A 21,957-nucleotide genomic window follows, 5' to 3' on the forward strand; every position below is an offset into this window, starting at 1 on the left:
ATGCGATTGCGTGATCGGTGCTATTCTCGAAACGCGCGGTAGAAGTAATCTGCCAATGGTTTGACCAGGTAGGAAAGCGGAGTGCGTTCATCAGTTTTGATCATGGCTTCGACAGGCATACCCGGCAACAGTTCCTGACCATTCAAACGGTCCAGTTGTCCTTCGTCAGGCACAACTTCAGCACGGTAGAAGGTAAAGCCGCTCGTCTCATCTGTGAATGAATCTGCTGAGACATTGATCACACGGCCATTCAGCTCGGGCGTGTCGCGTTGATTGAATGCGGGAAAGCGCAGGGCGACTTCCTGTCCGCGATGTAACTGATCCACATGCAACGCATCCACCCGTGCTGCGACCAACAAGGGCGTATCCTGCGGCACTACATACATCATCGGCTCACCCGGCTGGATCACAGACTGGATGGCAAAAACCTGACTGTCATAAACTGTGCCAGCGACGGGTGCACGGATGTCTAGACGCGACAAACGCTCGGAAAGGGAAAGACGACGTTCCGCCAGTTCTACAACGCGAGACTGCACATCCCGAAGCTCGGTGATGGCTTCTTCGCGCCGCGTGGCCTGCAATTCAACAATTTGAATCTCGGTCGTGGCGATCTGGCCTGTCAGTCGCGCAACTGTGGATTCGAGGCTGCCGATTTGCCCTGTTAGATTTGCCTCTTCCCGCTGCAATGCAGAAACGCGGCTGGCCTGTGTCAGGCCGCGATCAAGCAAACCTTGCTGATCTTCGAGCTCCGTTCTGATCAATTCGACCTGAGTATTCAGTGACGCCAATTGCGCCTGCGTCCCCTCAATCTCGTTCTGGATCTGTATTTTCTGTTTCCCAAGCTGGTCGATCTGCTGGGTCAGCGTTTCCAACCTGGCGTTGAACAGACGTTGTTGGCCTTCCAACAGATCGTCGTCGATCGATTCGCGGGCTTTGAGCTCTTGCAGATTTTGCTTTAACGTATCTGCGTTCGCACCATCCCGTTCAGCCTCTAGCCGGGTCTTTCGGGCAAGTAACTCAAATAGCTGAGATTCCACGATCGTTTGCTCCGAGGCCAAAAACGTATCGTCAAGCCGCAGCATCATGTCCCCACGCGCCACTGCGTCACCGTCACGTACGAATATCTCGCCTACAACGCCACCATCGGGGTGTTCGATGACCTGACGATTGCTCTGAACTTCGATCACACCTTGCGAGATAATAGCACCGGCCAGCTCAGTGCGGACGCTCCATAATCCCAGTCCCAGGATCAAAACTGCCAGAGCCAAAAGGCCGACAAAAGCGGGCGCTTTGATACTCCAAACGGGACGTGAACTCTTATCTGCCATTATTCACCCACCTTGTTCAGGTGCCTTTTGATAACGTTGGCGTTTTGGACCATCGTGTTCAAAACTTCATCGCGCCCACCGGATTTGACGATCTGGCCTTTCTCGACAACGACAAGATCGTCGCATTCCGAGATCGCTTGAGGCCGGTGCGTCATGATAATCGTGGATTTGCCCGCGCTCTTGAGCTCGCGGACCGCATTGTTCAGGGCGAGGGTTCCGTCTGCATCCAGGGCCGAGTTTGGCTCATCCAGAATCAACAATACCGGATTACCATAGAGAGCGCGCGCCAATGCGATCCGCTGTTTCTGCCCACCGGAAAGCTGGCTGTCATTGCCCTCAAGGAAGGTATCGTATCCTTTCTCAAGCCCCAGAATCAGCTCATGCGCATTGGCTGTTTTCGCTGCGGCAACTACAGCTTCGGGATCAGGGGTTTGTGACATCCGGGCGATGTTTTCAGCAACCGTTCCGTTAAAGAGGGTCACTTGCTGTGGCAAATAGCCAATATGTTGCCCAAGATCATCAGGGTCGTATTGATCAAGTGTAGCGCCGGCCAAACGGATTTCCCCTGCCGCCGGTTGCCAAAGGCCCAACAACGCTTTGGCTAGGGTTGTTTTGCCAGACCCACTTTTACCAATCACACCCAGAGCTGTGCCGGGGCGCAACTCAAGTGCCGCATTCCGTAGTGTCGGTGTCTTCGCGCCCGGAGGGATCACCGTCAGGCCCTTTGCGACAAGATGTGCTTTGGGAACGGGCAGTTTGGTGCGCGACGCCTCGGGGGGCGTTGAATCAAGAAATGTGTTCAGGTTAATCCATGCCGTGCGCGCGCGTTCGATCATCGACCATTGACCCACCGCCATTTCGACCGGAGCCAAAGCGCGACCTAGAAGGATCGTGCCAGCAATCATAGCACCGGGCGTCATTTCGTTGCGCAGAACCAGCAACGCGCCAAGCGCCAGCATGGCGGATTGCAAAAACAGCCGCAGAGACTTGGTCAACGAAGTAAAGCTGCCGGTCCAGTCGCTTGCGGATATGGATTGAGAAAGCGCCTCGGTGCGTTGGTTCAACCAGCGTTTTGAGACATCTTCCTGCATGCCCTGAGATCTGACGACCTCGGCAGCTTGTCTGGCGTGTTCAGAAAATGCATTTGCTTTGGCAGAGGCGATTTGAGCATCTGCCACTTTGCGATGGGTCAACGCTTGGTTTAGTAGGGCGATAACAACCAGAAGCGTTCCGCCTGCGACGGCCAACCAGCCTAGCAACGGGTGGAACAGGAAAATTGCAGCCACAAAGATTGGAGTCCAAGGGATGTCCATTACCGCCAACAAAACGGGCGAGGCACATAATGCACGAATCGATTCTAGATCTCGCAATGCTGTCGCAGGTGCTGATCGAACCTGTGGGAACAATGCGCGTCGCATGGTCCCTTCAAACACGCGTTCATCGAGTGCTGATTGAAATCGCGCTCCGAACCGAGCCACAATTCGGCCGCGCGCATAGTCCAACATCGCCATCAGCGCATAAAGCAGCGCGACAAGCAGAAATAGCGCTGATAAAGTCTCGACCGAGCGTGACCCAAGGACCCGATCATACACTTGCAGCATGAACAGCGGTCCGGTCAGCATAAGCAGATTGACAAAAACGCTGAAAATGAAGGCAAGCGCCAGGAAACTGTTCCCCTGATTACGCACCTTTCGCAGCTCATGGCGCTGAGGCGGGGTGTTGCGGTTTTTCAAGCTCACGCGTTTTGGCCCTTGATTGCTCACAATTGGAACTCGTCAACAGCCAATCTTCCTGTACCCGAAGGCGGCCTGACATTTCCCGCAACTATATCTGCCTACCTGCACCGGAACAACGCGCGTTTCATGCGGCGCCAGTTGTTTAGGCGGTGTTCGTACCGATGAATTGATTGGAATGGCAGGAAAGTGCCGACATTTTTACCTTGCGGGTCCAATTCTCAGCGCATTCATCCAGCGCTTAGGACACCGTCAAACCATTCAGAGTTTTGGTCCCGCGTAAGCGGTCATACGAGCGACAGCCGTTCCTAAGTACCATCCGCCAGATGTTCCGGCCCAGCTACGCAGAGCCGGTCGCAGTTTCATTTAAGCACGAACAATATTTTGCTCAGAGGTACGGTATTTACCGCGGGTGTCGATGAGGAGCTTCGCGTGTTTTTTGATCAACTCATAATCAAAGGCATCGTGATTAGTCGCCAGAATAACTGCATCCTGCTCCGACAGAACCTCAGGGGTAAGGGTCTCAGATGACAATTCGAAGAAGTGTTCCCGCATCGTGGGAAACTCGGGCACATGGGGGTCCGAGTAGCTGAGGTCTCCGCCATTGTCTCGGATCAGCTCCATCAAGCTGACAGAAGGGCTCTCACGCATGTCGTCGACATTTTTTTTGTACGCGATGCCCAAAACCATAATTTTACTGCCACGAATCGCTTTGCTGCGATCATTCAGCGCATTGGCGAGTTTGCCAAACACATATTCCGGCATCGCCGTGTTCACTTCACCGGCCAATTCGATGAAGCGTGTGTTGATGCCGTATTCACGTGCTTTCCAGGTCAGGTAAAATGGATCGATAGGGATGCAGTGCCCTCCAAGTCCCGGACCCGGATAGTAAGGCGTGAACCCGAAGGGTTTGGTCGCGGCCGCGTCGATAACCTCAAAAATATCGATCCCCATGCGGTCAGCAACGATTTTCATCTCGTTCACAAGGCCAATGTTTACCGCCCGGTGGATATTTTCCAGAAGCTTTGTCATCTCGGCAGTTTCAGTCGAGCTTACTGGTACAAGTTTATCAATTGCGTGTTCATAAAGCGCGATACCCGCTTTCAGGCAGGCGCCTGTATGCCCGCCGACAACCTTTGGGATGGTATTGGTGGTAAAATCCGGGTTGGCTGGGTCTTCCCGTTCAGGTGAGTAGACCGCAAAAATATCCTCGCCGACCTTGAGGCCGTTCTTCTCAAGCCGAGGCAAAACTTCTTCTTTGGTTGTGCCTGGATAAGTTGTGCTTTCCAGCGCAATAACCTGACCCGGACGCAAATGATCTGCTATCTGATCGCACGTGTCGGTGACAAAGCTCAGATCAGGCTCGCGATATTTGTTGAGTGGCGTTGGCACGCAAAGCATAATGCCATCCGCCTCAGCGATACGCGAAAAATCCGTGGTAGCCTCGAACCTATTTTCCCGTGCCGCTGTGATGCGGGCATCGTCGATATGCTCAATCGAACTGTGACCGGAGTTTAAGTCCTGCACCTTTGTGGCATCCAGGTCGAAGCCAATGACCCGGTATCCAATTTCGGTATATCTGAGGGCCAGGGGCTGTCCGACATATCCCAGTCCAACAATCCCGATCACAGCCTGCTTCGCATTAAGTTTGTGTAGCAGGTTGTCCAGTGATGTCTGTGTCATGACAAAATCGCTCATTATCTAAGTCTGCGCAGGAAAGTCAGAGGGGGCCCGAATACGAAGTCGCGTCTCTACTAGTTGCTTTGGTGGAAAAGGCAATGGGTATTTGCTTTGCAAACAGTTTTGGCCATTGTAACTTCGTCAAGTTCGGAAGCCATTGACTTGCAGCTTTCACTTTTTTCCCGATTGGAAAATTGAACTGAAATCATGATTGAGTTCATCGGCTGGCTGACGCGCAGATAGCACGCCTAGACCCTTCATCCCGAAGTCGCCTAGAAAGCCCCGGTTCGACGATAGGTGTGTATTGAGAGAAATAGTCTTTTTCATTCACAATGATATGCGCTGACGTGCCGCTCATGCCGTTTATGGTCCGCGCAAGACCCCGGTCAAATATGACAAGCGTTGGTACAGACGGCAAAACCGCGTCGAGATCACGTCCGGTAGGCTCAAGGGTCTAATGCGCGTTGCGGCGCTCTTTGACCGCTGTTCGGGGGTCTGACTTTCAGCTAGCGCTCTCGCGGAAACCGCCATCCATTGGTTGGATGGACTGACGATGGGGGCAGTTCGCTGCAATCGCCTTTGGTGCGTAAAGTGGCTTGGACTGAGCAATTCAATACAATAGGCTTTTAGGATCCTACCCCCAAGTTCGACATGTTTGATGCAAAGATCTTCACTGTCATACCCTTGTTGTGAAAAGCATCCAGAACACGCGTCGATCTACAAACCTGAGAGGTGCCTTATGTCCTATTCCAATCGTAGTTTGATTTCGCGCCGTCAGTTTCTTGCCACTACGACCGCCAGCGCTGCTGCCATCACCTTGCATCCCTTTTCGGCGGCGGCGGCCAACAATCAGGCGCATCTGAGGATCATGGAAACCACTGACATCCATGTTCACGTGTTCCCATACGATTACTATGCGGACAAACCGCGCGATACTGTCGGGCTGTCGCGGACCGCTTCGATCATCAATGAGATTCGTTCCGAGGCGACAAATTCGCTGCTCGTCGATAATGGAGATTTTCTGCAAGGCAATCCGATGGGCGATTACATCGCCTATGAGCGGGGCATGAAAGAAGGCGACAGCCATCCGATCATCACTGCCTTCAATACTGTTGGTTATGACGCTGCCACTTTGGGCAATCACGAGTTCAACTATGGCCTAGATTTCCTTGATAAAGCGCTTGCTGGTGCAGAATTCCCCGTGGTTCTGGCCAATGTTGCAAAAGAGACTGGGGCATCCCCCCGCGATGATACGACTCTGGTGAAGCCCTATGCCATCCTTGAGCGTGAGATTGAAATGGGGGATGGCAGCAAGCATCCGATCAAGGTTGGTGTCATCGGATTTACTCCGCCTCAGATCATGAACTGGGATCGCAAGCATCTGGAAGGCAACGTGCAGGCGCGTGACATAGTCGAAACGGCGCAGGCTTACGTACCCGAGATGCAAGAACAAGGGTGTGACCTGATCATTGCCCTGTCGCATTCAGGCATTGGGGATGCTGATCATGCTGATGGAATGGAAAATGCTTCGGTCGTTTTGGCGGGGGTTGATGGCATCGATGCGCTGGTGACCGGGCATAATCACCTGGTATTCCCGTCCGCTACCTTTGCGGATCGCCCTGGAATTGATGTCGAAACGGGGACCTTGATGGGTAAACCTGCGGTCATGGGCGGCTTCTGGGGGTCGCATCTTGGCCTGCTGGACCTGCTGCTTGAGCGCGACGGAAACGAATGGCGCGTGGTGACGACCACGTCTGAAGCGCGCCCGATTTCAAAGCGCAACGAAGATCGTTCGATCACGGCACTTGTTGGCGACGATCAGAAGGTGCTGGACTCGGTCGCGAAAGATCACGACGAAACACTGGCCTATGTACGCCGCGCGGTCGGCAAGACTTCGGCTCCGCTGCACAGCTACTTCGCGTTAGTTGCGGATGACCCATCGGTGCAAATCGTCTCGATCGCGCAGAAATGGTACGTCGAAGAGATGATGAAGGGCACCGAACATGAGGGTCTGCCCATTCTATCGGCTGCAGCGCCGTTCAAGGCAGGGGGTCGCGGCGGCCCGGACTATTACACAGATGTTCCGGTGGGCGATGTTGCGATCAAAAACGTGGCTGATCTTTACCTGTATCCCAATACCGTGCGCGCGGTGCGGGTGAACGGTGCACAGGTTCGGGGTTGGTTGGAACGCTCGGCGGGTATGTTCAACCAGATCGAGGCGGGATCAGAGGATGCGATTTTGCTAAACCCGGACTTCCCGTCTTACAATTTCGACGTGATGGACGGTGTGACCTACCAGATCGACTTATCGCAACCGTCGCGCTTTGGACCCAAGGGGGAAGAGATCAACCCGGATGCAGCCCGTATCGTAGATTTGGCCTTCAACGGTGAGGCGGTCACGGATGACATGGAGTTCATCATTGCCACCAACAACTATCGTGCTTCGGGCGGCGGCTCTTTCCCGGGCGCAATGGGTGATACCGTCGTGTTCGAAGCCCCTGACACCAACCGCGACGTGATCGTGCGGTATATCGTCGAGCAAGGAACAATCGATCCCAAGGCCGATGCAAACTGGTCGTTCGCGCCGCTTTCTGACACTACCGTGTTGTTTGAAACTGGTCCAAAAGCACGCGACTACATGGGCGAAGTCAAAGGCGTCACCATCGAGGATGCCGGTGAAGGCGCTGATGGGTTTGCGGCATTCCGCATCAGGCTCTAGCAAGGGTAAGGTCCAAATTATAGTGTGAGCGGCCGTCTTAGATCATTCATCTGACGGCCGTTCGAAGGTGCTATGTTGCTGGGCCCCGTTCAGTCTTCGTCTTGAAGCGGAAGCCTATCGTGCACGAGATTTGCCCAGAATTCCGCGCCGATCGGCAGTAACGCATCGTTGAAATCGTAGTCGTTCGAATGCAGCGGTTGACCGTTGGGGCCGGATTCACCGTTGCCCAATAGGATAAAGCAGCCGGGTACGGCTTTGCAAAAATGCGCGAAATCCTCTGAAAAGCTCATCGGTTGACGATTGGGAAGTGTGTCCAGCCCGGATAGCTGCGCGACGCGGATGGCAGCCTCGGTCGGGGTCGGTGCGTTGACTGTTTCGATGAATTCGGTTTTGAAATCCACTTGGACTTCGACGCCATGGGCGGATGCGATGCCATGTGCAATCTTGCGCATGTGTTCTTCGATCTTGTTTCGATCTTCAGGGCTGCGAGCCCGCGCATCACCCTTTAGCGTTGCCGTTCCAGGTAGAACGTTGCGCTGCCCGTCGGTCAGAAATTCGGTCACTGACACAACCGCCCCGGCGCCCGGGGCCAGCTTGCGTGCGACAATTGTCTGAAGCGCCAGAACGATTTCTGCCCCCACGGTTAGCGCATCACGTCCAGACTGCGGCATGGACGCATGGCCGCCTTGCCCATTGATCGTAATTTCGAAAAGGCTTTCCGATGTGCATATTAAACCGGTTCGGGTCGACATCTGCCCGACGGGTGCCCCGGGCAGGTTATGTATGGCGTAGACTTCTTCGATTGGAAATCGCGTTAGGACATCTTCGTCCAGCATCGCTTTGGCCCCCAGGCCAAGCTCTTCATTCGGTTGAAACAGGAACACCACCGTGCCGCTGAAACCGGGATCCGAGGACAAAGTCTTTGCTGCGCCCAACAGCATCGTCATGTGACCATCATGGCCACAGGCGTGCATAATGCCGGTATTTTGTGACACGTAATCATGATCGCTGGCTTCCTGAATGGGTAGCGCGTCCATATCTGCGCGTAATCCGATCGCGCGGTTGCCTTGACCGGCCCTGAGGATACCCACCACGCCCACGCCTTCATGAACTTCAAGCCCGTATTGACGTAGCAGCGCCGCAACTTTGGCTTTGGTTTTCGTTTCATTGAAGCCCAATTCGGGGTGTCTGTGGAATGACCGCCTAAGTTGGCGAAGTTCGGGTTGGTTCAATTCCATGGCGGTTAATGTTCCCAGATTATAGGTGCTATCCGAGCGGGGCGAACTCGGACTCTAGCCCTGATTGGTAGAGTACGATGGCAGACGGGTCCACCGGCACGGCATCTCTCAATCGTTCTGTCCCGACCAGCCCCGCCTGAATGAAGTCGGCGCTGCGCCGTATCGTTTCTTGAACCGAACTGTCAGTTGGGTCGCGCTGCCAAAACCCGTGGCGGCCGCAATTTCAGCAACGGTCATTTCTGTTTCGCTTAGCAACGCGTAGGCGCGCGCCACACGCAACTCGATGTAGAATTGTACCGGGGAAACCTCGACATACTTTTGAAACAGCCGCTCCAACTGTCGGCGAGAAATCTGAACGATCTTGGCGATCTCAGAGATATCCAGAGGCTCTTCCAGATTCTCATGCATGATCTGGATGGCGTTGATCAGGTATTGGTTCCGACTGCCCAACGCGACAGAAAACGCGGATTTCTGGAGCGTTTTTTGATTGTTGGATCGTGAGTGGATGCACATGTCCGAGACGATGATGGCCAGATCCTTTCCGAAGTCGGTTTCAATCATGTCCAGTACCATGTCGGTTGCCGCGTTACCTCCACCGCAGGTCATCAGATCATTGTCAATCTCATACAGGTTAGCCGATGGTGTCAGGTGTTCGAAGTGTTCAACAAAGGCGGGTTGGTTTTCCCAATGCAGTGTGAACCTCTTGCCGGTCAGCATGCCTGCCTTGGCCAGCGTAAATGCGCCGGTACAAATTCCACCAAGCTTGCAGCCAAACGCTTTCTGACGGCTGATCCACGAAAGGATCGTTGAATTAATGCTTTCCGATGGTTCGATCCCTGAACACACAAACAATCTGGATGATCGCGGTAAATTATGCAGAGCCAAGTCAGCTGCTATTTCGACTCCATTGGAGCATCGAACAGGGTTCCCATCCTCAGAGATCAGAAACCACTTGTAGAGCTCTTTGTTGGTGACCTGATTGGCGATCCTCAGCGGTTCAACCGCTGCGCTAAAGGCAAGCATGGTGAGTTTCGGCAGCAACAGAAAATAGATCTCGTTGGATGATCCGTCATAATCGATGTCGAACGTCGCGGCCCCTTTCGGAACGAAATTCCTAGGTTTCATGCTCTCTTTTCCCAGTGCGGACCTGGATGGATAACCGGCCCGTACAATATCGTATCGATCGAAACACCAGCGTATCAACTTCGCAGATCTCAAGCGAGAGGTCCTACGACAACAATTGGCCAGCGCGTAGCTGCGAGCTTGTCTGAAAGACGGCAACTGAGGATTTAGCCGGGCCAATATTTGGGCCGGTGGCAAAGCATTGTTAACTGGACTAACAATCGTATCTGTCGTCAACCTCATGAATGGTGAATGCCAAAAGTTCAGGCCCAGTGTGATATCAACCGCATTCGACTGCGCTGTCGATTCACACGATCAAGCTAAACAGCCTGAGTTTTGCCTGCAAATCGCCGATTTCGTACACTTTCGGGCGATGCATCATAGTGATCCCGGAACGCACGCACCAATGCACTTGTGGAAGAAAAGCCCGTAGCGGTCGCCACTTCAAGATAGGTCATCTCGGTAAATTGAAGCAGACCATAGGCCCGTTCTAGGCGAAGTTCCCGATACGTCGTCAGCAGTTTTACACCCGTTCTGTCCAGAAACCGCCGCTGTAACTGGCGCGTTGATGCACCAAGCGCCATCGCAAGTTCCGGTATCCTAAGCGGATCCTCCAGATTGTTCTGCATCTTTTCAACAACCTGTCGCACCATTGGGTCGGCTTTTGAACGTCTGATCAATCGAGCTGCCAGTTGGCTTGCGCATGTAGTTTGCCTGTCGGCCAACCCGATATAGCTGCGTACTGACTCGGCCAGATGCTCGCCGTGATCAAAGGCAACAAAATCGGACAACAAACGCAACGTGCCCAATCTGGTTGATGCGCTATGGGTGCGGCTATCTGAGGACCAATATGTACCCGAACCGACGTCGATCAGGCCAACCTCTTGCGCTGCGGCAGAAAAATTGGGGTGAACCGATGCAATCCGCTTGGTTGCGCGACTAGTCTGGGCGAGAAGAAACGCTGCACCGCCAACGAGAATTGATCGGTAGGACAGGTTCAATACTTGGGCGATCCAGGTTTTGTCCGACGGTGTCAGAGGCCAGCTTTTGTAGATGTCCCCCCAGAAAATCGCGGTTCGCCCGGCCCAGTGCAAGGGTCCGCCCGCCGCGCCGTCGGCAATGGTGCGGATATTTGTAATGTATGTATGGCCTTCGTTCAGTTCATTCAGGGCACGATAGAAATCAACCAGCATATCTGCCGATGCTTCCGCTTCGGCCTCGCAAAGAATGATCTCGATATGATGATCTCGTTTAGGTCTTGCCAACGTGGTTTCGGTCAAATGCGCATGGTCATTTGCAGGGACATAATGCTTCATTTCTCCTCCACCTTCTTTAGCGCTTCGGCCGCGAGCAGTCGTTCCCGAACTCGGATTGAAACCCCCGCCAGTTGGCGGGGGTTTATTGATTGAGGTTTATTCTGCTGCGTCCATGTATTCGGTCATTGGCGGGCATGTGCAGATGAGGTTTCTGTCGCCGTATGCGTTGTCGACGCGGTTGACGGGGGACCAGTATTTGTCGACGCCCATGGAGCCTGGGGGGAAGCAGGCCTGTTCACGGGTGTAGGGACGGTCCCAGTCGCCGACCAGATCGCGCACCGTGTGGGGGGCGTTTTTCAGCGGGTTGTTTTCCGCGTCGATCTTGCCGTCGATGATGTCCTGTGCCTCGGAGCGGATGGACAGCATGGCGTCGCAGAAGCGGTCCAGCTCATCCATGGGTTCCGATTCCGTGGGCTCGACCATCAGGGTGCCGGCCACCGGCCAGGACATGGTGGGCGCGTGGAAGCCGCTGTCCACCAGACGTTTGGCAATGTCATCGACGCTGACATGGGCCGCCTCGTCCAGCGGGCGGGTGTCGAGGATGCATTCATGCGCCACGCGACCCGTTTCCGAGGTGTAGAGGATCGGGTAGGCATCCTTGAGCCGCGCCGCGATGTAGTTGGCGTTCAGGATCGCCACTTTCGTGGCCTGCGTCAGACCCGCGCCGCCCATCAGCAGCACATAGGCCCAGCTAACCGGCAAGATCGAGGGCGACCCAAAGGGCGCCGCCGAGACCGGACCCACGGCAGTGCCGTATTCCGGGTGGCCGGGCAGATGCTCGGTCAGATGCGCTTTGACGCCGATCGGACCCATGCCGGGGCCGCCGCCGCCATGGGGGATGCAGAAGGTCTTGTGCAGGTTCAGGTGGCTGACGTCACCGCCGATGTCTCCGGGACGCGACAGACCCACCATGGCGTTCATGTTGGCGCCGTCGATATAAACCTGACCGCCATGATCATGGGTGATCTGGCAGACCTCCTGCACGGTGGTCTCAAACACGCCATGGGTCGAGGGGTAGGTGATCATGCAGGCGGCCAGATGGTCCGAGTGCTTTTCGGCCTTGGCGCGGAAATCATTCAGATCAATGTTGCCCTTCTCATCCGCCTGCACAGGCACAACCTGCCAGCCCACCATCTGGGCCGAGGCCGGGTTGGTCCCATGCGCCGAGGTCGGGATCAGGCAGACATTGCGCTGCCCTTCGCCCCGGGCGAAGTGATAGTTGCGGATGGTCAAGAGGCCTGCGTACTCACCCTGCGCGCCCGAGTTGGGCTGCTGGCTGATCGCGTCATAGCCGGTGATCTGGCACAACTTGTCGTTCAGATCATCGATCATCTCATGATAGCCCTGCGCCTGATCTTCGGGGCAGAACGGGTGCAGGTTGCCGAACTCGGGCCAGGTGACCGGGATCATCTCGATCGTGGCGTTCAGCTTCATGGTGCACGAGCCCAGCGGGATCATCGCCCGGTCCAGCGCCAGGTCGCGGTCGGCCAGACGGCGCATGTAGCGCGTGATCTCGGCCTCGGCCCGGTTCTTGTGGAAGATCGGGTGGGTCAGGTACTCGCTTTCGCGCAGCGCGTAATCCGGCAGGCGATAGGCCACGTTCGAGCTGTCATCCTTGCGGTCGATGCCGAAGGCCCCCCAGACCGCCTCGATGGTCTCGGGCCGGGTCTGTTCGTCCAGGCTGATGCCCACTTTCGTGTCGCCGACCTTACGCAGGTTGACGCCCCGGGCCACAGCGGCCTCCATGACCGTTTTCTGCAGATGGCCAACCTCAACCGTGATCGTGTCGAAGAACACTTCCGGCTCCACAGCAAAGCCTGCCTCTTCCAGACCGGCGGCCAAACGCGAGGTCTTGCGGTGCACCGATTGCGCGATGGCCTTGATGCCGTCGGGGCCGTGATACACGGCATACATCGAGGCAATCACCGCCAGCAGCGCCTGCGCGGTGCAGACATTCGAGTTGGCTTTCTCACGCCGGATGTGCTGTTCGCGGGTCTGCAGCGCCAGGCGGTAAGCCTTGTTGCCCCGGCTGTCGATGCTGACACCGATGATCCGGCCCGGCATCGAGCGCTTCAGCTTGTCGGTGGTCGCCATATACGCGGCGTGCGGGCCACCATAGCCCATCGGCACACCAAAGCGCTGGGTCGAGCCGATGGCGATATCCGCGCCCATCTCACCGGGCGACTTCAGCAGCGCCAGCGACAGGATATCGGCGGCGACGATGGCAATCGCCTTGTGTTCATGCAGGGCCGCAATCTCGGCGGTGAAGTCGCGCACATGGCCATGGGTGCCGGGGTACTGGAAGATGGCGCCAAAGACCGCGCCCGCATCCAGCGTGTCCGGATCAGCCACCTGCACCTCGATGCCCAGAGGCTCGGCGCGCGTTTTAATCACCGCGATGGTCTGCGGGTGGCAGTTCTTGTCGACAAAGAAGGCTGCATTGTTGGCCTTGGACCGGCCGCCGCGCTTGGCCATCGCCATGGCTTCCGCCGCAGCAGTCGCTTCGTCCAGCAAGGACGCGTTGGCCACGTCCAGCCCGGTCAGGTCGCTGACCATGGTCTGGAAGTTCAAGAGCGCCTCAAGTCGGCCCTGGCTGATCTCGGGCTGATAAGGCGTGTAGGCCGTGTACCAGGCCGGGTTTTCCAGAATGTTGCGCAGGATCGGCGCCGGCGTGGTGGTGCCATAATAGCCCTGACCGATCAGCGAGGTCAGAACCTTGTTCTTGCTCGCCACCTCTTTCATGTGAAAGAGCGCATCGCGCTCGGTCATCGCCGGACCCCAGTCCAGCGGCTCTTTCTGCCGGATCGCCGGCGGGACGGTGGCGTCGATCAGCTCGTCCAGCGTCTTGAAGCCGATCACCTTGAGCATGTCGCGCATCTCGGTCGGGCTGGGCCCGATATGGCGGCGGTTGGCGAAGTCATAGGCTTCGTAATCGGTCAGTTTGAAGGCCATGTGTGCGCTCCTCAAGGATAGGTCAGGCCCGGCGGAGACGGCAGGAGCCTCCGGCGGAAGTATTTGGAAACAGATGAAGGGGCGGGGCCGCGCACGGACCCGCCGCCTGAGTTAACCGATGAAGGCCTTGTAGCCGGCCTCGTCCATCAGGTCTTCGAGCTGCGAGGCGTCCGCGATCTTGATCTTGTAGATCCAGGCCTCGCCTTCGGGGTCTTCGTTCAGCGCGCCGGGATTGTCGGCCAGTGCCTCGTTCACCTCGGTGATCTCGCCGTCGACCGGTGCGTAAAGCTCGGACGCCGCCTTGACGGATTCAATCACGCCGATCTCGCCGCCTTTTTCGAACTCGTCGCCTGCTTCCTGCTGTTCCACGAACACCACGTCACCCAACTGCTCGGCGGCGTGTTTGGTGATGCCCAGCGTGGCGGTGTCGCCGTCAACGCTCAGCCATTCATGCTCTTCGGAATAATAGGTTGCCATGTCTCTCTCTCCTGACTTCAACGCTTGTAATTCTGTTTGACGAAGGGCAGCGCCACGATCTCAGCCGGTTGCGGCTTGCCCCGGATGATCAGGTTCACCTTCTCGCCCGGCTCGCCATGGCCTTTGCTCACATAGCCCATCGCCACCGGTCCACCCACCGTGGGGCCAAACACGCCCGAGGTGATCTGACCGATGCTGTTGCCCTCAAGGCACTGCACTTCCACGCCCTGACGCGCAGGCGCACGGCCTTCGGGCTTGATGCCCACCAGCTTTTTGGCGGGACCTTCGGCCAGTTCCTTCTGCACGCGGTCCGCGCCCGGGAAACCGCCCTCTTCCTTGCGGCGCTTTTGCATCGCCCAGCCCAGCGAGGCCTCGACCGGCGAGGTGCTTTGGTCGATGTCATTGCCATAAAGGCACAGACCTGCCTCCAGCCGCAGGCTGTCGCGCGCGCCCAGACCGGCCGCTTCGCAATCCTCATGCGCCAGAAACGCCTTGGTGATCTCGATCGCCTTGTCCTCGGGGATCGAGATCTCGTAGCCATCCTCGCCGGTATAGCCCAGCCGCGAGATACGGCACTCAACACCGTTGATATCGGCCACCGTGGTTTCCATGAACTTTAGATCACGCGCGGCGGGGCACAGTTCGCCCACAACGTTTTCCGCCGCAGGGCCCTGAACCGCCACCAGCGCGCGGTCGAAAATCTCGATCACTTCAACGCCTTCGAGGTGCTCACGCATATGCGGAATGTCCTGATGCCGCAGCGCCGCGTTCACCACCACAAAGTAATGATCCCCCGCGTTCGACACGATCAGGTCATCCATGATCCCGCCTTCTGCGTTCGTAAAGAACCCGTACCGCGCCTTGCCTTCCTTCAGCGTCGCATAAGCCTGCGGGCAAAGCGCTTCCAGCTTCTCACCCACATTCTCGCCCCGCAAAATCACCTGACCCATATGGCTCACATCAAACACCGCCGCCTTCTCACGGCACTGCTTATGCTCCCCCATAATCCCCAAAGGATACTGAACAGGCATCTCCCATCCCGCAAAATCAACCAACTTACCCCCCAACTCAACATGCAAAGCGTAAAGAGGCGTGCGTTTTAATTCGGTCATCAGACTAACCTTTCAATCAGCGGGACTGGTCGCGAACAACCGTGACGGTGCAATGCGCGTTGCGCACGACACGGGCCAGGTTCGGGCCAATCTCGTAGTTCGGAAAATCGCCTTTGGTCGAAGCCATAACGATCAGATCAAAGCCCTCTTTGTAGGCGAGCTTCAGTATCTCACGATAGACGCTGCCTTCTTCGATATGGATCGCCACATCAGATGCACCGTTGTGATCCAGTATGGCCTGCACCGCATTGCGCACGTGGTCTTTTGCGCCTGCGCCATAGTTGGCGGGCAGGTTCGGCAACTGGATGATCTCAGGAATGACGGCAATCGCGTGCAATTCGGCACCGTAGAACTTTGCTTGTTCTTGTGCGAGCGGCAGGGCGTTCTTCCACGAACGGTCGTCGGTGTGATCAATCGGCAGCAGGATTTTCGTGGCCATCACGTCTCTCCTCGAGAAATGGAATTCTGTTTGAAGCCGGGGGCCGGGATGGCCCCCCGTATTTTCATCCGAGATTATTCGGCGGGTGTGCCGCCTGGCTCCTCGGACTTGCCACCTGAGGCAAAGAACTCTTTCGTCAGTTTGAAGACGATCGGGCTCAGCAGCGCCAGGGCGATCAGGTTCGGAATGGCCATCATCGCGTTCAGCGTATCGGCCAGCAGCCAGATGAAGCCCAGATCCGCTGTTGCGCCAAAATAGATCATGACGATCCACAGGACGCGGTATGGCATCAGGGATTTCACGCCTAGCAGGAACTCAACACATTTCTCGCCATAAAAGGACCAGCCTAAAATGGTGGTAAAGGCAAAGATCGACAGAGCGATGGCGATCAGATACCCACCGATACCCGGCAGCGACAGTTCGAACGCGTGACTGGTTAGTGCTGCACCGGATTCACCCGATGTCCAGGCACCCGACGAGATGATAGCAAGACCGGTGATGGTGCAGACGATGATCGTGTCGATGAACGTACCCAACATCGCGATCAGGCCCTGGTTGACCGGACCTTTGGTCTCGGCTGCGGCGTGTGCGATCGGAGCGGAACCCAGACCGGCTTCGTTCGAGAAGACACCACGTGCCACACCAAAGCGGATCGCGGCCCAAACGGCAGCACCCGCGAAACCACCTTCGGCGGCCGACGGGGTGAAGGCGTAGGTGAAAACAAGCGACAGAGCGGAGCCGATGTTACCGATGTTGATCAGTAGAACCAGCAGGCCTGCGACGATGTAGGCAATCGCCATGAACGGAACCAGTTTACCTGCAACCGCACCGATGCGGGTGATGCCGCCCAGGATCACGGCCGCGGTCAGAACCATCAGGACAACGCCGGTAACCGAAGTGTTCAGGCCGAAGTTCGACTCCAGAACCTGTGCAACACCATTGGCCTGTACACCGTTGCCGATGCCGAACGCCGCGATTGCGCCGAACAGAGCAAATGCAACACCCAGCCAGGCCCATTTCGCGCCGAGGCCATTTTTGATGTAGTACATCGGGCCGCCTACATAGTTACCAAGCTCGTCTTTTTCGCGGTATTTCACCGCGCAGACAGCTTCTGCATATTTGGTGGCCATGCCCACCAGGGCGGTCATCCACATCCAGAACAAGGCGCCCGGACCGCCCAGGAAGACAGCAGTGGCCACACCAGCGATGTTGCCCGTACCGATAGTCGCAGATAGCGAGGTCATCAGTGCGTTGAACGGGCTGATCTGGCCCTCGCCCTGACCTTCGCGGCCTTTGAACAGCAGGCTGAAGCCTGTGCCAATGCGCAGGATCGGCATGAACTTCAGGCCGACCTGCAGGAAGAAGCCAACGCCGAGAATGAGAACCAGCATCAGCGGCCCCCACACGACGCCATTGATGGCCCCTACGATTGAATTTAACGCTTCCATGGATTCCCTCCCATTTGCGTTAGGTTTATGCCCTGTTCGCCAAAGCCCGCTGGCGGGCCTGCTTGAGGGCGGCAAAGTCTTCGTCCGCGTGGAACGATGATCGGGTCAGCGGCGTTGCCGACACGTGCAAAAAGCCCTTGGAACGCGCGATCTGTTCCAGTTTGGCAAATTCTTCCGGTGTCCAGAACCGGTCAATCGGATGGTGTTTAGGGGTCGGTTGCAGATATTGGCCGACGGTTAAGAAATCGACATTGGCCGCGCGCAGGTCGTCCATGACCTGACGGACATCGTCCAGACTTTCGCCAAGCCCGACCATCAGGCCAGATTTGGTAAAAAGCTCCGGGTTCGCGCGTTTGGCATCATCCAGCAGACGCAGCGAGGTGTAGTAGCGTGCACCCGGTCGCACAGTTGGATAAAGGTGCGGCACAGTTTCCAGATTGTGGTTGAAAACGTCCGGCGCCGCTTCAAATACGATCTCTGACGCAGTGCCTTTTCCAAGAAAATCGGGTGTCAGAACCTCGACAGTCGTACCGGGGTTCTGATGGCGCACGGCACGGATGGTCTGAGCGATATGCTCGGCCCCACCATCTGCTAGATCATCGCGATCGACCGAGGTGATCACCACATGAAGCAGGCCCAGTTTCTTGACGGCGGCGGCGACTCGCCCGGGTTCAAACACATCCAGAGCATCCGGGCGACCCGTTGAGACATTGCAGAACGAACAACCCCGCGTGCAAACCTCACCCATGATCATCATGGTGGCGTGGCGCTTGGACCAGCATTCGCCGATATTGGGGCAGGCGGCTTCTTCGCAGACCGTCGCCAGATCATGCTCGCGCATGAGGCGTCGTGTTTCATAGTATTCAGCGCTGTCGCCCTTTTTCTTGCGAATCCACTTGGGCTTGCGCGGGATGACACTGTCGGCCTTTTTGGCTTTTTCCGGGTGGCGAGGGCGAAGCTGGATGGTCATCTGGCTGGTCTCCCTTATGCGTGGATCGCGCGGCCCAAGGCGTCGAGGCAGGCTTCTTTGACGGCCTCGCCCATGGCCGGGTGCGCATGGCAGGTTGCAGCGACTTCGGACACCGTTGCGCCCTTTGTCATCGCCAGAACCAGTTCAGCGATTAGATCGCCGCCATGGGCTCCGCATATATGCGCACCCAGGATCTGGCCGTTCGGGTCTGCCAGAACCTTCACTGCACCGTCTGTTTCACCGGTCGAACGCGCGCGCGAGTTCGCCATGAAGGCGAATTTGCCGACCGAATACTCGGCACCGGATTCTTTCAGTGCTTCTTCGGTCAAACCAACCGAGGCGACTTCGGGGTCGGTGTACACCACGCCGGGAACAGTGTTGTAATCGACGTGGCCAGCTTCGCCTGCCAGCATTTCTACACAGGCGACACCATCTTCTTCGGCCTTGTGCGCCAGCATAGGTCCGGGAACGCAATCACCGATGGCGTAGATGCCCGGGACAGATGTCTGAAATGCGCCATCAACTTCAATGAAACCGCGTTGGTTCACGGCCACGCCCAGCTCTTCCAAGCCAAGGCCACGTGTGACTGGGCGGCGACCCACGGCGATCAACACCTTGTCGGCCTCGATCACTTCTTCTTTGTCCTTGCCGACGCGGTCCACAGTTAGTGTCAGACCAGTATCCGTTTTGTCGACGGATTTCAGTGCCCGGCCCAGCTGGAATTTCAGGCCACGTTTTGACAGCGCGCGTTGCGCCAGTTTGGCAATTTCACCATCCATGCCGGGCAGCACGCGGTCCAGATATTCGACGACCGTAACTTTAGCTCCGAGACGCGCCCAAACTTGCCCAAGTTCCAGTCCGATGACACCGGCACCGATCACCACCAGATGCTCGGGCACACTCTCCAGCGCAATCGCGCTCGTCGAACTGAGGATATCTTGCTCGTCAATCTCAATTCCTGGCAACGGAGTAGGTTCGGAACCAGTGGCAATGAGGATGTTCTTGGCCTCATGGACTTCGTCACCTACCTTGACCTGACCAGCGGCCGGAATACTGGCCCACCCTTCGATCAGATCAACGCCGTTTTTCTTGAACAAAAACGCAATGCCCTTGGTCAGGTCGCCTACGATCTTGTCCTTGCGTCCCATCATTGCGGGCACATCGATGCTGGCCCCCTCGACCGCAATACCGTGGGAGGAGAGATGTGCAAGTTCGGCATATTTGGCCGAGGAGGTCAGCAACGCTTTGGAGGGTATGCACCCCACATTCAAACAGGTCCCGCCAAGCGCACTGCGGCCTTCAACGCAAGCGACTTTCAGGCCCAGCTGTGCCGCGCGGATCGCGGCGACATAGCCGCCCGGACCGCCCCCGATGACAATAAGATCGTAAGTCATTTGGTCTTCTTTCAGTAGATCGGGTGGCTTGCGCAGAGCGCGCGGACCTTTTCACGGGTTTCCTTTTCGACGGTCTTGTCACCGTCAGACGATTGTGCCAGCGCGTCCAACACATCACCGATCATGTGGCCAATCTGTTTGAACTCTTCTGGTCCAAACCCACGGCTGCAGCCTGCGGCCGTACCAAGACGGATGCCGCTGGTGACAGTGGGCTTTTCGGGATCACCCGGAACGCTGTTTTTGTTGCAGGTGAATCCTGCACGCTCTAGCGCCGCTTCGGCGTCTTTGCCGGTTACGCCGACTGGGCGCAGATCAACCAGCATAAGGTGGTTTTCAGTGCCGCCCGAAACGATGTCGCACCCGCGCGCCATCATCACGTTGGCCAGTGCCGAGGCACTGTCGACAACGCGCTGCATATATTCTTTGAATTCAGGCTGCAGCGCTTCACCAAAGGCGACTGCCTTGCCTGCGATCACATGCATCAGGGGGCCGCCCTGCAGACCCGGGAAAACAGCCGAGTTGATCTTTTTTGCCAGCGCTTCATCGTTTGTAAGAACAATCCCACCGCGCGGACCGCGTAGCGTCTTGTGCGTAGTCGACGTAACAATGTGTGCGTGCCCGATGGGCGAGGGATGCAGGCCAGTCGCAACCAAGCCGGCGATGTGGGCCATGTCTGCCAGAAGCCATGCGCCAACTTCGTCGGCAATGGCGCGGAAGCGTGCGAAATCGATCTTTTGCGAATAGGCCGATGCGCCTGCAATGATCAGTTTGGGCTTTTCGGCTTTCGCTAATTCTTCAACCTGATCATAGTCAATCAGCCCGGCCTGGGTCAGGCCATATTGAACCGGACGGAACCACTTGCCGGACTGGGCAGGTTTTGCGCCATGGGTCAGGTGACCCCCAGCATCCAACGACATACCAAGAATCGTGTCACCCGGGCTGAGTAGTGCCAGCTTAACCGCCCCGTTGGCTTGCGCGCCCGAGTGCGGCTGAACGTTTGCATATTCGCAGCCAAACAGCTTCTTCAATCGGTCAATGGCTTCGGCCTCAACCTCATCCACATATTCACACCCGCCATAATAGCGGCGACCCGGATAGCCCTCGGCGTATTTGTTTGTAAGTACGGAACCCTGCGCATCGATCACTGCCTGAGAGACGATGTTCTCGGAAGCGATCAGTTCGATCTGTTCAGCCTGGCGTATGCCCTCGCGTGCGATCGATGCTGCGATGACGGGATCAGCCTCGGTGAGCGGTTTTGTGAACATGATCTCCTCCTGTAATCTCGTTTCCAGTGTACGAAATTTTGTTTCCTATAGTGGAATTTGTGTACGCAAGGCAACAAAAATTTCATCACAGTAAAGTTGTTTGGCTCGGGGGAAATGAGTAAGCTTTGATAAAACAAGGAGATTCCCATGTCTGAGGACAACCTGAAAGATGGTGCCGGACCGGAAGAACAGGACGAGGGGGCGGCTTTGGGTCGGTCGATCCGGGATGCACGCCGCGCAAAAGGCTGGACATTGGAGGAGGCCGGGCGCGAAGCGGGAATCGGTCGATCAACACTTTCAAAGATAGAAAACAACCAGACACGTCCAAGTTTCGAGATCGTGCGGCGGCTGACACAGGCCTTGGACATGAACACGCCACAGCTGTTCTTGCAGTCCGCACAATCGGGAATTTCGGGGCGACGTGATTTTACGCCGAAAGGGCAAGGCGAGATAAGAAATACGCCGACCTACATGCACGAATTGCTGTGCTCGGACCTGACCAGTAAGCGAATGCTTCCTTATATCGCGACGATAAAAGCGCGTGACATATCAGAATATGAGAACTGGATCAGGCACACAGGCGAAGAATTTATGTACGTTATCAGTGGCGAGTTGATATTCGTATCCGAGCATTACCGCCCCTTACCGATGAAACCCGGAGATTCTCTGTACTACGATAGCGGTATGGGGCATGGCTGTATTTCTACGAGTAAGGAAGACGCCAGGGTCCTGTGGGTTTCGCTGGAATGACATGTCAGGCCACG

The 21,957-nt window shown here is 56.5% G+C and carries 16 protein-coding genes and 1 pseudogene; 3 read left to right on the top strand and 14 right to left on the bottom strand.

All coding sequences use genetic code 11. From position 1 onward, the window contains the following. Window positions 1-20: 20 nt before the first annotated feature. The 3 genes from AC1DFB_RS19090 to AC1DFB_RS19100 all read right to left on the bottom strand — a co-directional run bounded on the left by AC1DFB_RS19090 (window position 21) and on the right by AC1DFB_RS19100 (window position 4,759). A complete protein-coding gene (locus tag AC1DFB_RS19090) occupies window positions 21-1,328 on the bottom strand; it encodes an HlyD family type I secretion periplasmic adaptor subunit (protein ID WP_170394559.1) in 1,308 nt (435 codons plus the stop codon). Next, complete coding sequence (locus AC1DFB_RS19095) at window positions 1,328-3,067, bottom strand: type I secretion system permease/ATPase (RefSeq protein WP_170394562.1); 1,740 nt, start codon at window positions 3,065-3,067, stop codon at window positions 1,328-1,330. The genes AC1DFB_RS19090 and AC1DFB_RS19095 overlap by 1 nt, the downstream gene beginning before the upstream one ends. A gap of 360 nt (window positions 3,068-3,427) precedes the next feature. Beyond that, window positions 3,428-4,759 carry a nucleotide sugar dehydrogenase gene (locus AC1DFB_RS19100; protein ID WP_480760921.1) on the bottom strand — a complete coding sequence of 444 codons (1,332 nt, stop codon included), beginning with the start codon at window positions 4,757-4,759 and terminating at the stop codon, window positions 3,428-3,430. 355 nt (window positions 4,760-5,114) lie between these two features. On the opposite strand from AC1DFB_RS19100, the pseudogene AC1DFB_RS19105 reads away from it, so the two are divergent. Together AC1DFB_RS19105 and AC1DFB_RS19110 are read left to right on the top strand one after the other, a co-directional pair. Beyond that, window positions 5,115-5,240, top strand: a pseudogene (locus AC1DFB_RS19105) (IS5/IS1182 family transposase); the annotation flags it as partial. Between the two features lie 240 nt (window positions 5,241-5,480). Continuing rightward, window positions 5,481-7,460, top strand: coding sequence for a bifunctional 2',3'-cyclic-nucleotide 2'-phosphodiesterase/3'-nucleotidase (locus AC1DFB_RS19110; RefSeq protein WP_170611928.1), 1,980 nt, complete (start codon window positions 5,481-5,483; stop codon window positions 7,458-7,460). Between the two features lie 89 nt (window positions 7,461-7,549). On the opposite strand, the gene AC1DFB_RS19115 is transcribed toward AC1DFB_RS19110, so the two are convergent. The 11 genes from AC1DFB_RS19115 to glyA form a co-directional block, all read right to left on the bottom strand. After that, the gene (locus AC1DFB_RS19115) at window positions 7,550-8,698 is read right to left on the bottom strand and encodes an amidohydrolase (protein ID WP_480887530.1); all 1,149 of its coding nucleotides are present in this window, start codon (window positions 8,696-8,698) and stop codon (window positions 7,550-7,552) included. A gap of 108 nt (window positions 8,699-8,806) precedes the next feature. Continuing rightward, complete coding sequence (locus AC1DFB_RS19120) at window positions 8,807-9,823, bottom strand: GlxA family transcriptional regulator (RefSeq protein WP_170394570.1); 1,017 nt, start codon at window positions 9,821-9,823, stop codon at window positions 8,807-8,809. A 317-nt stretch (window positions 9,824-10,140) separates the two neighbouring features. Then, complete coding sequence (locus AC1DFB_RS19125) at window positions 10,141-11,136, bottom strand: helix-turn-helix domain-containing protein (protein ID WP_480922777.1); 996 nt, start codon at window positions 11,134-11,136, stop codon at window positions 10,141-10,143. A 96-nt stretch (window positions 11,137-11,232) separates the two neighbouring features. Next, window positions 11,233-14,088 (bottom strand): aminomethyl-transferring glycine dehydrogenase, encoded by a 2,856-nt coding sequence (gene gcvP / locus AC1DFB_RS19130; RefSeq protein WP_170393730.1) that lies wholly within the window; start codon window positions 14,086-14,088, stop codon window positions 11,233-11,235. Between the two features lie 111 nt (window positions 14,089-14,199). Beyond that, the gene (gene gcvH, locus AC1DFB_RS19135; protein WP_170393732.1) at window positions 14,200-14,565 is read right to left on the bottom strand and encodes a glycine cleavage system protein GcvH; all 366 of its coding nucleotides are present in this window, start codon (window positions 14,563-14,565) and stop codon (window positions 14,200-14,202) included. Between the two features lie 17 nt (window positions 14,566-14,582). Continuing rightward, window positions 14,583-15,677: a glycine cleavage system aminomethyltransferase GcvT gene (gene gcvT, locus AC1DFB_RS19140; protein WP_480922778.1), complete on the bottom strand. Its 1,095-nt coding sequence runs from the start codon at window positions 15,675-15,677 to the stop codon at window positions 14,583-14,585. Window positions 15,678-15,693: 16 nt separating this feature from the next. After that, window positions 15,694-16,116: a universal stress protein gene (locus AC1DFB_RS19145; RefSeq protein ID WP_170393736.1), complete on the bottom strand. Its 423-nt coding sequence runs from the start codon at window positions 16,114-16,116 to the stop codon at window positions 15,694-15,696. A gap of 74 nt (window positions 16,117-16,190) precedes the next feature. After that, window positions 16,191-17,564 (bottom strand): alanine/glycine:cation symporter family protein, encoded by a 1,374-nt coding sequence (locus tag AC1DFB_RS19150; RefSeq protein WP_170393738.1) that lies wholly within the window; start codon window positions 17,562-17,564, stop codon window positions 16,191-16,193. Between the two features lie 25 nt (window positions 17,565-17,589). Then, window positions 17,590-18,534: a lipoyl synthase gene (lipA, locus tag AC1DFB_RS19155; protein ID WP_480922779.1), complete on the bottom strand. Its 945-nt coding sequence runs from the start codon at window positions 18,532-18,534 to the stop codon at window positions 17,590-17,592. 14 nt (window positions 18,535-18,548) lie between these two features. Beyond that, window positions 18,549-19,928 (bottom strand): dihydrolipoyl dehydrogenase, encoded by a 1,380-nt coding sequence (gene lpdA / locus AC1DFB_RS19160; RefSeq protein ID WP_170736205.1) that lies wholly within the window; start codon window positions 19,926-19,928, stop codon window positions 18,549-18,551. 11 nt (window positions 19,929-19,939) lie between these two features. Next, complete coding sequence (gene glyA, locus AC1DFB_RS19165; protein ID WP_480922780.1) at window positions 19,940-21,193, bottom strand: serine hydroxymethyltransferase; 1,254 nt, start codon at window positions 21,191-21,193, stop codon at window positions 19,940-19,942. A 147-nt stretch (window positions 21,194-21,340) separates the two neighbouring features. Here glyA and AC1DFB_RS19170 point away from each other — a divergent pair, with 147 nt between their 5' ends. After that, entirely contained in the window at window positions 21,341-21,943 is a 603-nt protein-coding gene (locus AC1DFB_RS19170) for a helix-turn-helix domain-containing protein (protein ID WP_170393747.1), read from the top strand. Window positions 21,944-21,957 lie beyond the last annotated feature (14 nt).

Source organism: Ruegeria sp. S84, from assembly GCF_056583445.1.

Coding starts and splice junctions, on each gene's coding strand:
- AC1DFB_RS19145 (WP_170393736.1), bottom strand. CDS start 16,116: ATGGCCACGAAAATCCTGCTGCCGATTGATCACACCGACGACCGTTCG.
- AC1DFB_RS19125 (WP_480922777.1), bottom strand. CDS start 11,136: ATGAAGCATTATGTCCCTGCAAATGACCATGCGCATTTGACCGAAACC.
- glyA (WP_480922780.1), bottom strand. CDS start 21,193: ATGTTCACAAAACCGCTCACCGAGGCTGATCCCGTCATCGCAGCATCG.
- AC1DFB_RS19115 (WP_480887530.1), bottom strand. CDS start 8,698: ATGGAATTGAACCAACCCGAACTTCGCCAACTTAGGCGGTCATTCCAC.
- gcvP (WP_170393730.1), bottom strand. CDS start 14,088: ATGGCCTTCAAACTGACCGATTACGAAGCCTATGACTTCGCCAACCGC.
- AC1DFB_RS19120 (WP_170394570.1), bottom strand. CDS start 9,823: ATGAAACCTAGGAATTTCGTTCCGAAAGGGGCCGCGACGTTCGACATC.
- AC1DFB_RS19110 (WP_170611928.1), top strand. CDS start 5,481: ATGTCCTATTCCAATCGTAGTTTGATTTCGCGCCGTCAGTTTCTTGCC.
- lipA (WP_480922779.1), bottom strand. CDS start 18,534: ATGACCATCCAGCTTCGCCCTCGCCACCCGGAAAAAGCCAAAAAGGCC.
- gcvT (WP_480922778.1), bottom strand. CDS start 15,677: ATGACCGAATTAAAACGCACGCCTCTTTACGCTTTGCATGTTGAGTTG.
- AC1DFB_RS19100 (WP_480760921.1), bottom strand. CDS start 4,759: ATGAGCGATTTTGTCATGACACAGACATCACTGGACAACCTGCTACAC.
- gcvH (WP_170393732.1), bottom strand. CDS start 14,565: ATGGCAACCTATTATTCCGAAGAGCATGAATGGCTGAGCGTTGACGGC.
- AC1DFB_RS19150 (WP_170393738.1), bottom strand. CDS start 17,564: ATGGAAGCGTTAAATTCAATCGTAGGGGCCATCAATGGCGTCGTGTGG.
- lpdA (WP_170736205.1), bottom strand. CDS start 19,928: ATGACTTACGATCTTATTGTCATCGGGGGCGGTCCGGGCGGCTATGTC.
- AC1DFB_RS19090 (WP_170394559.1), bottom strand. CDS start 1,328: ATGGCAGATAAGAGTTCACGTCCCGTTTGGAGTATCAAAGCGCCCGCT.
- AC1DFB_RS19170 (WP_170393747.1), top strand. CDS start 21,341: ATGTCTGAGGACAACCTGAAAGATGGTGCCGGACCGGAAGAACAGGAC.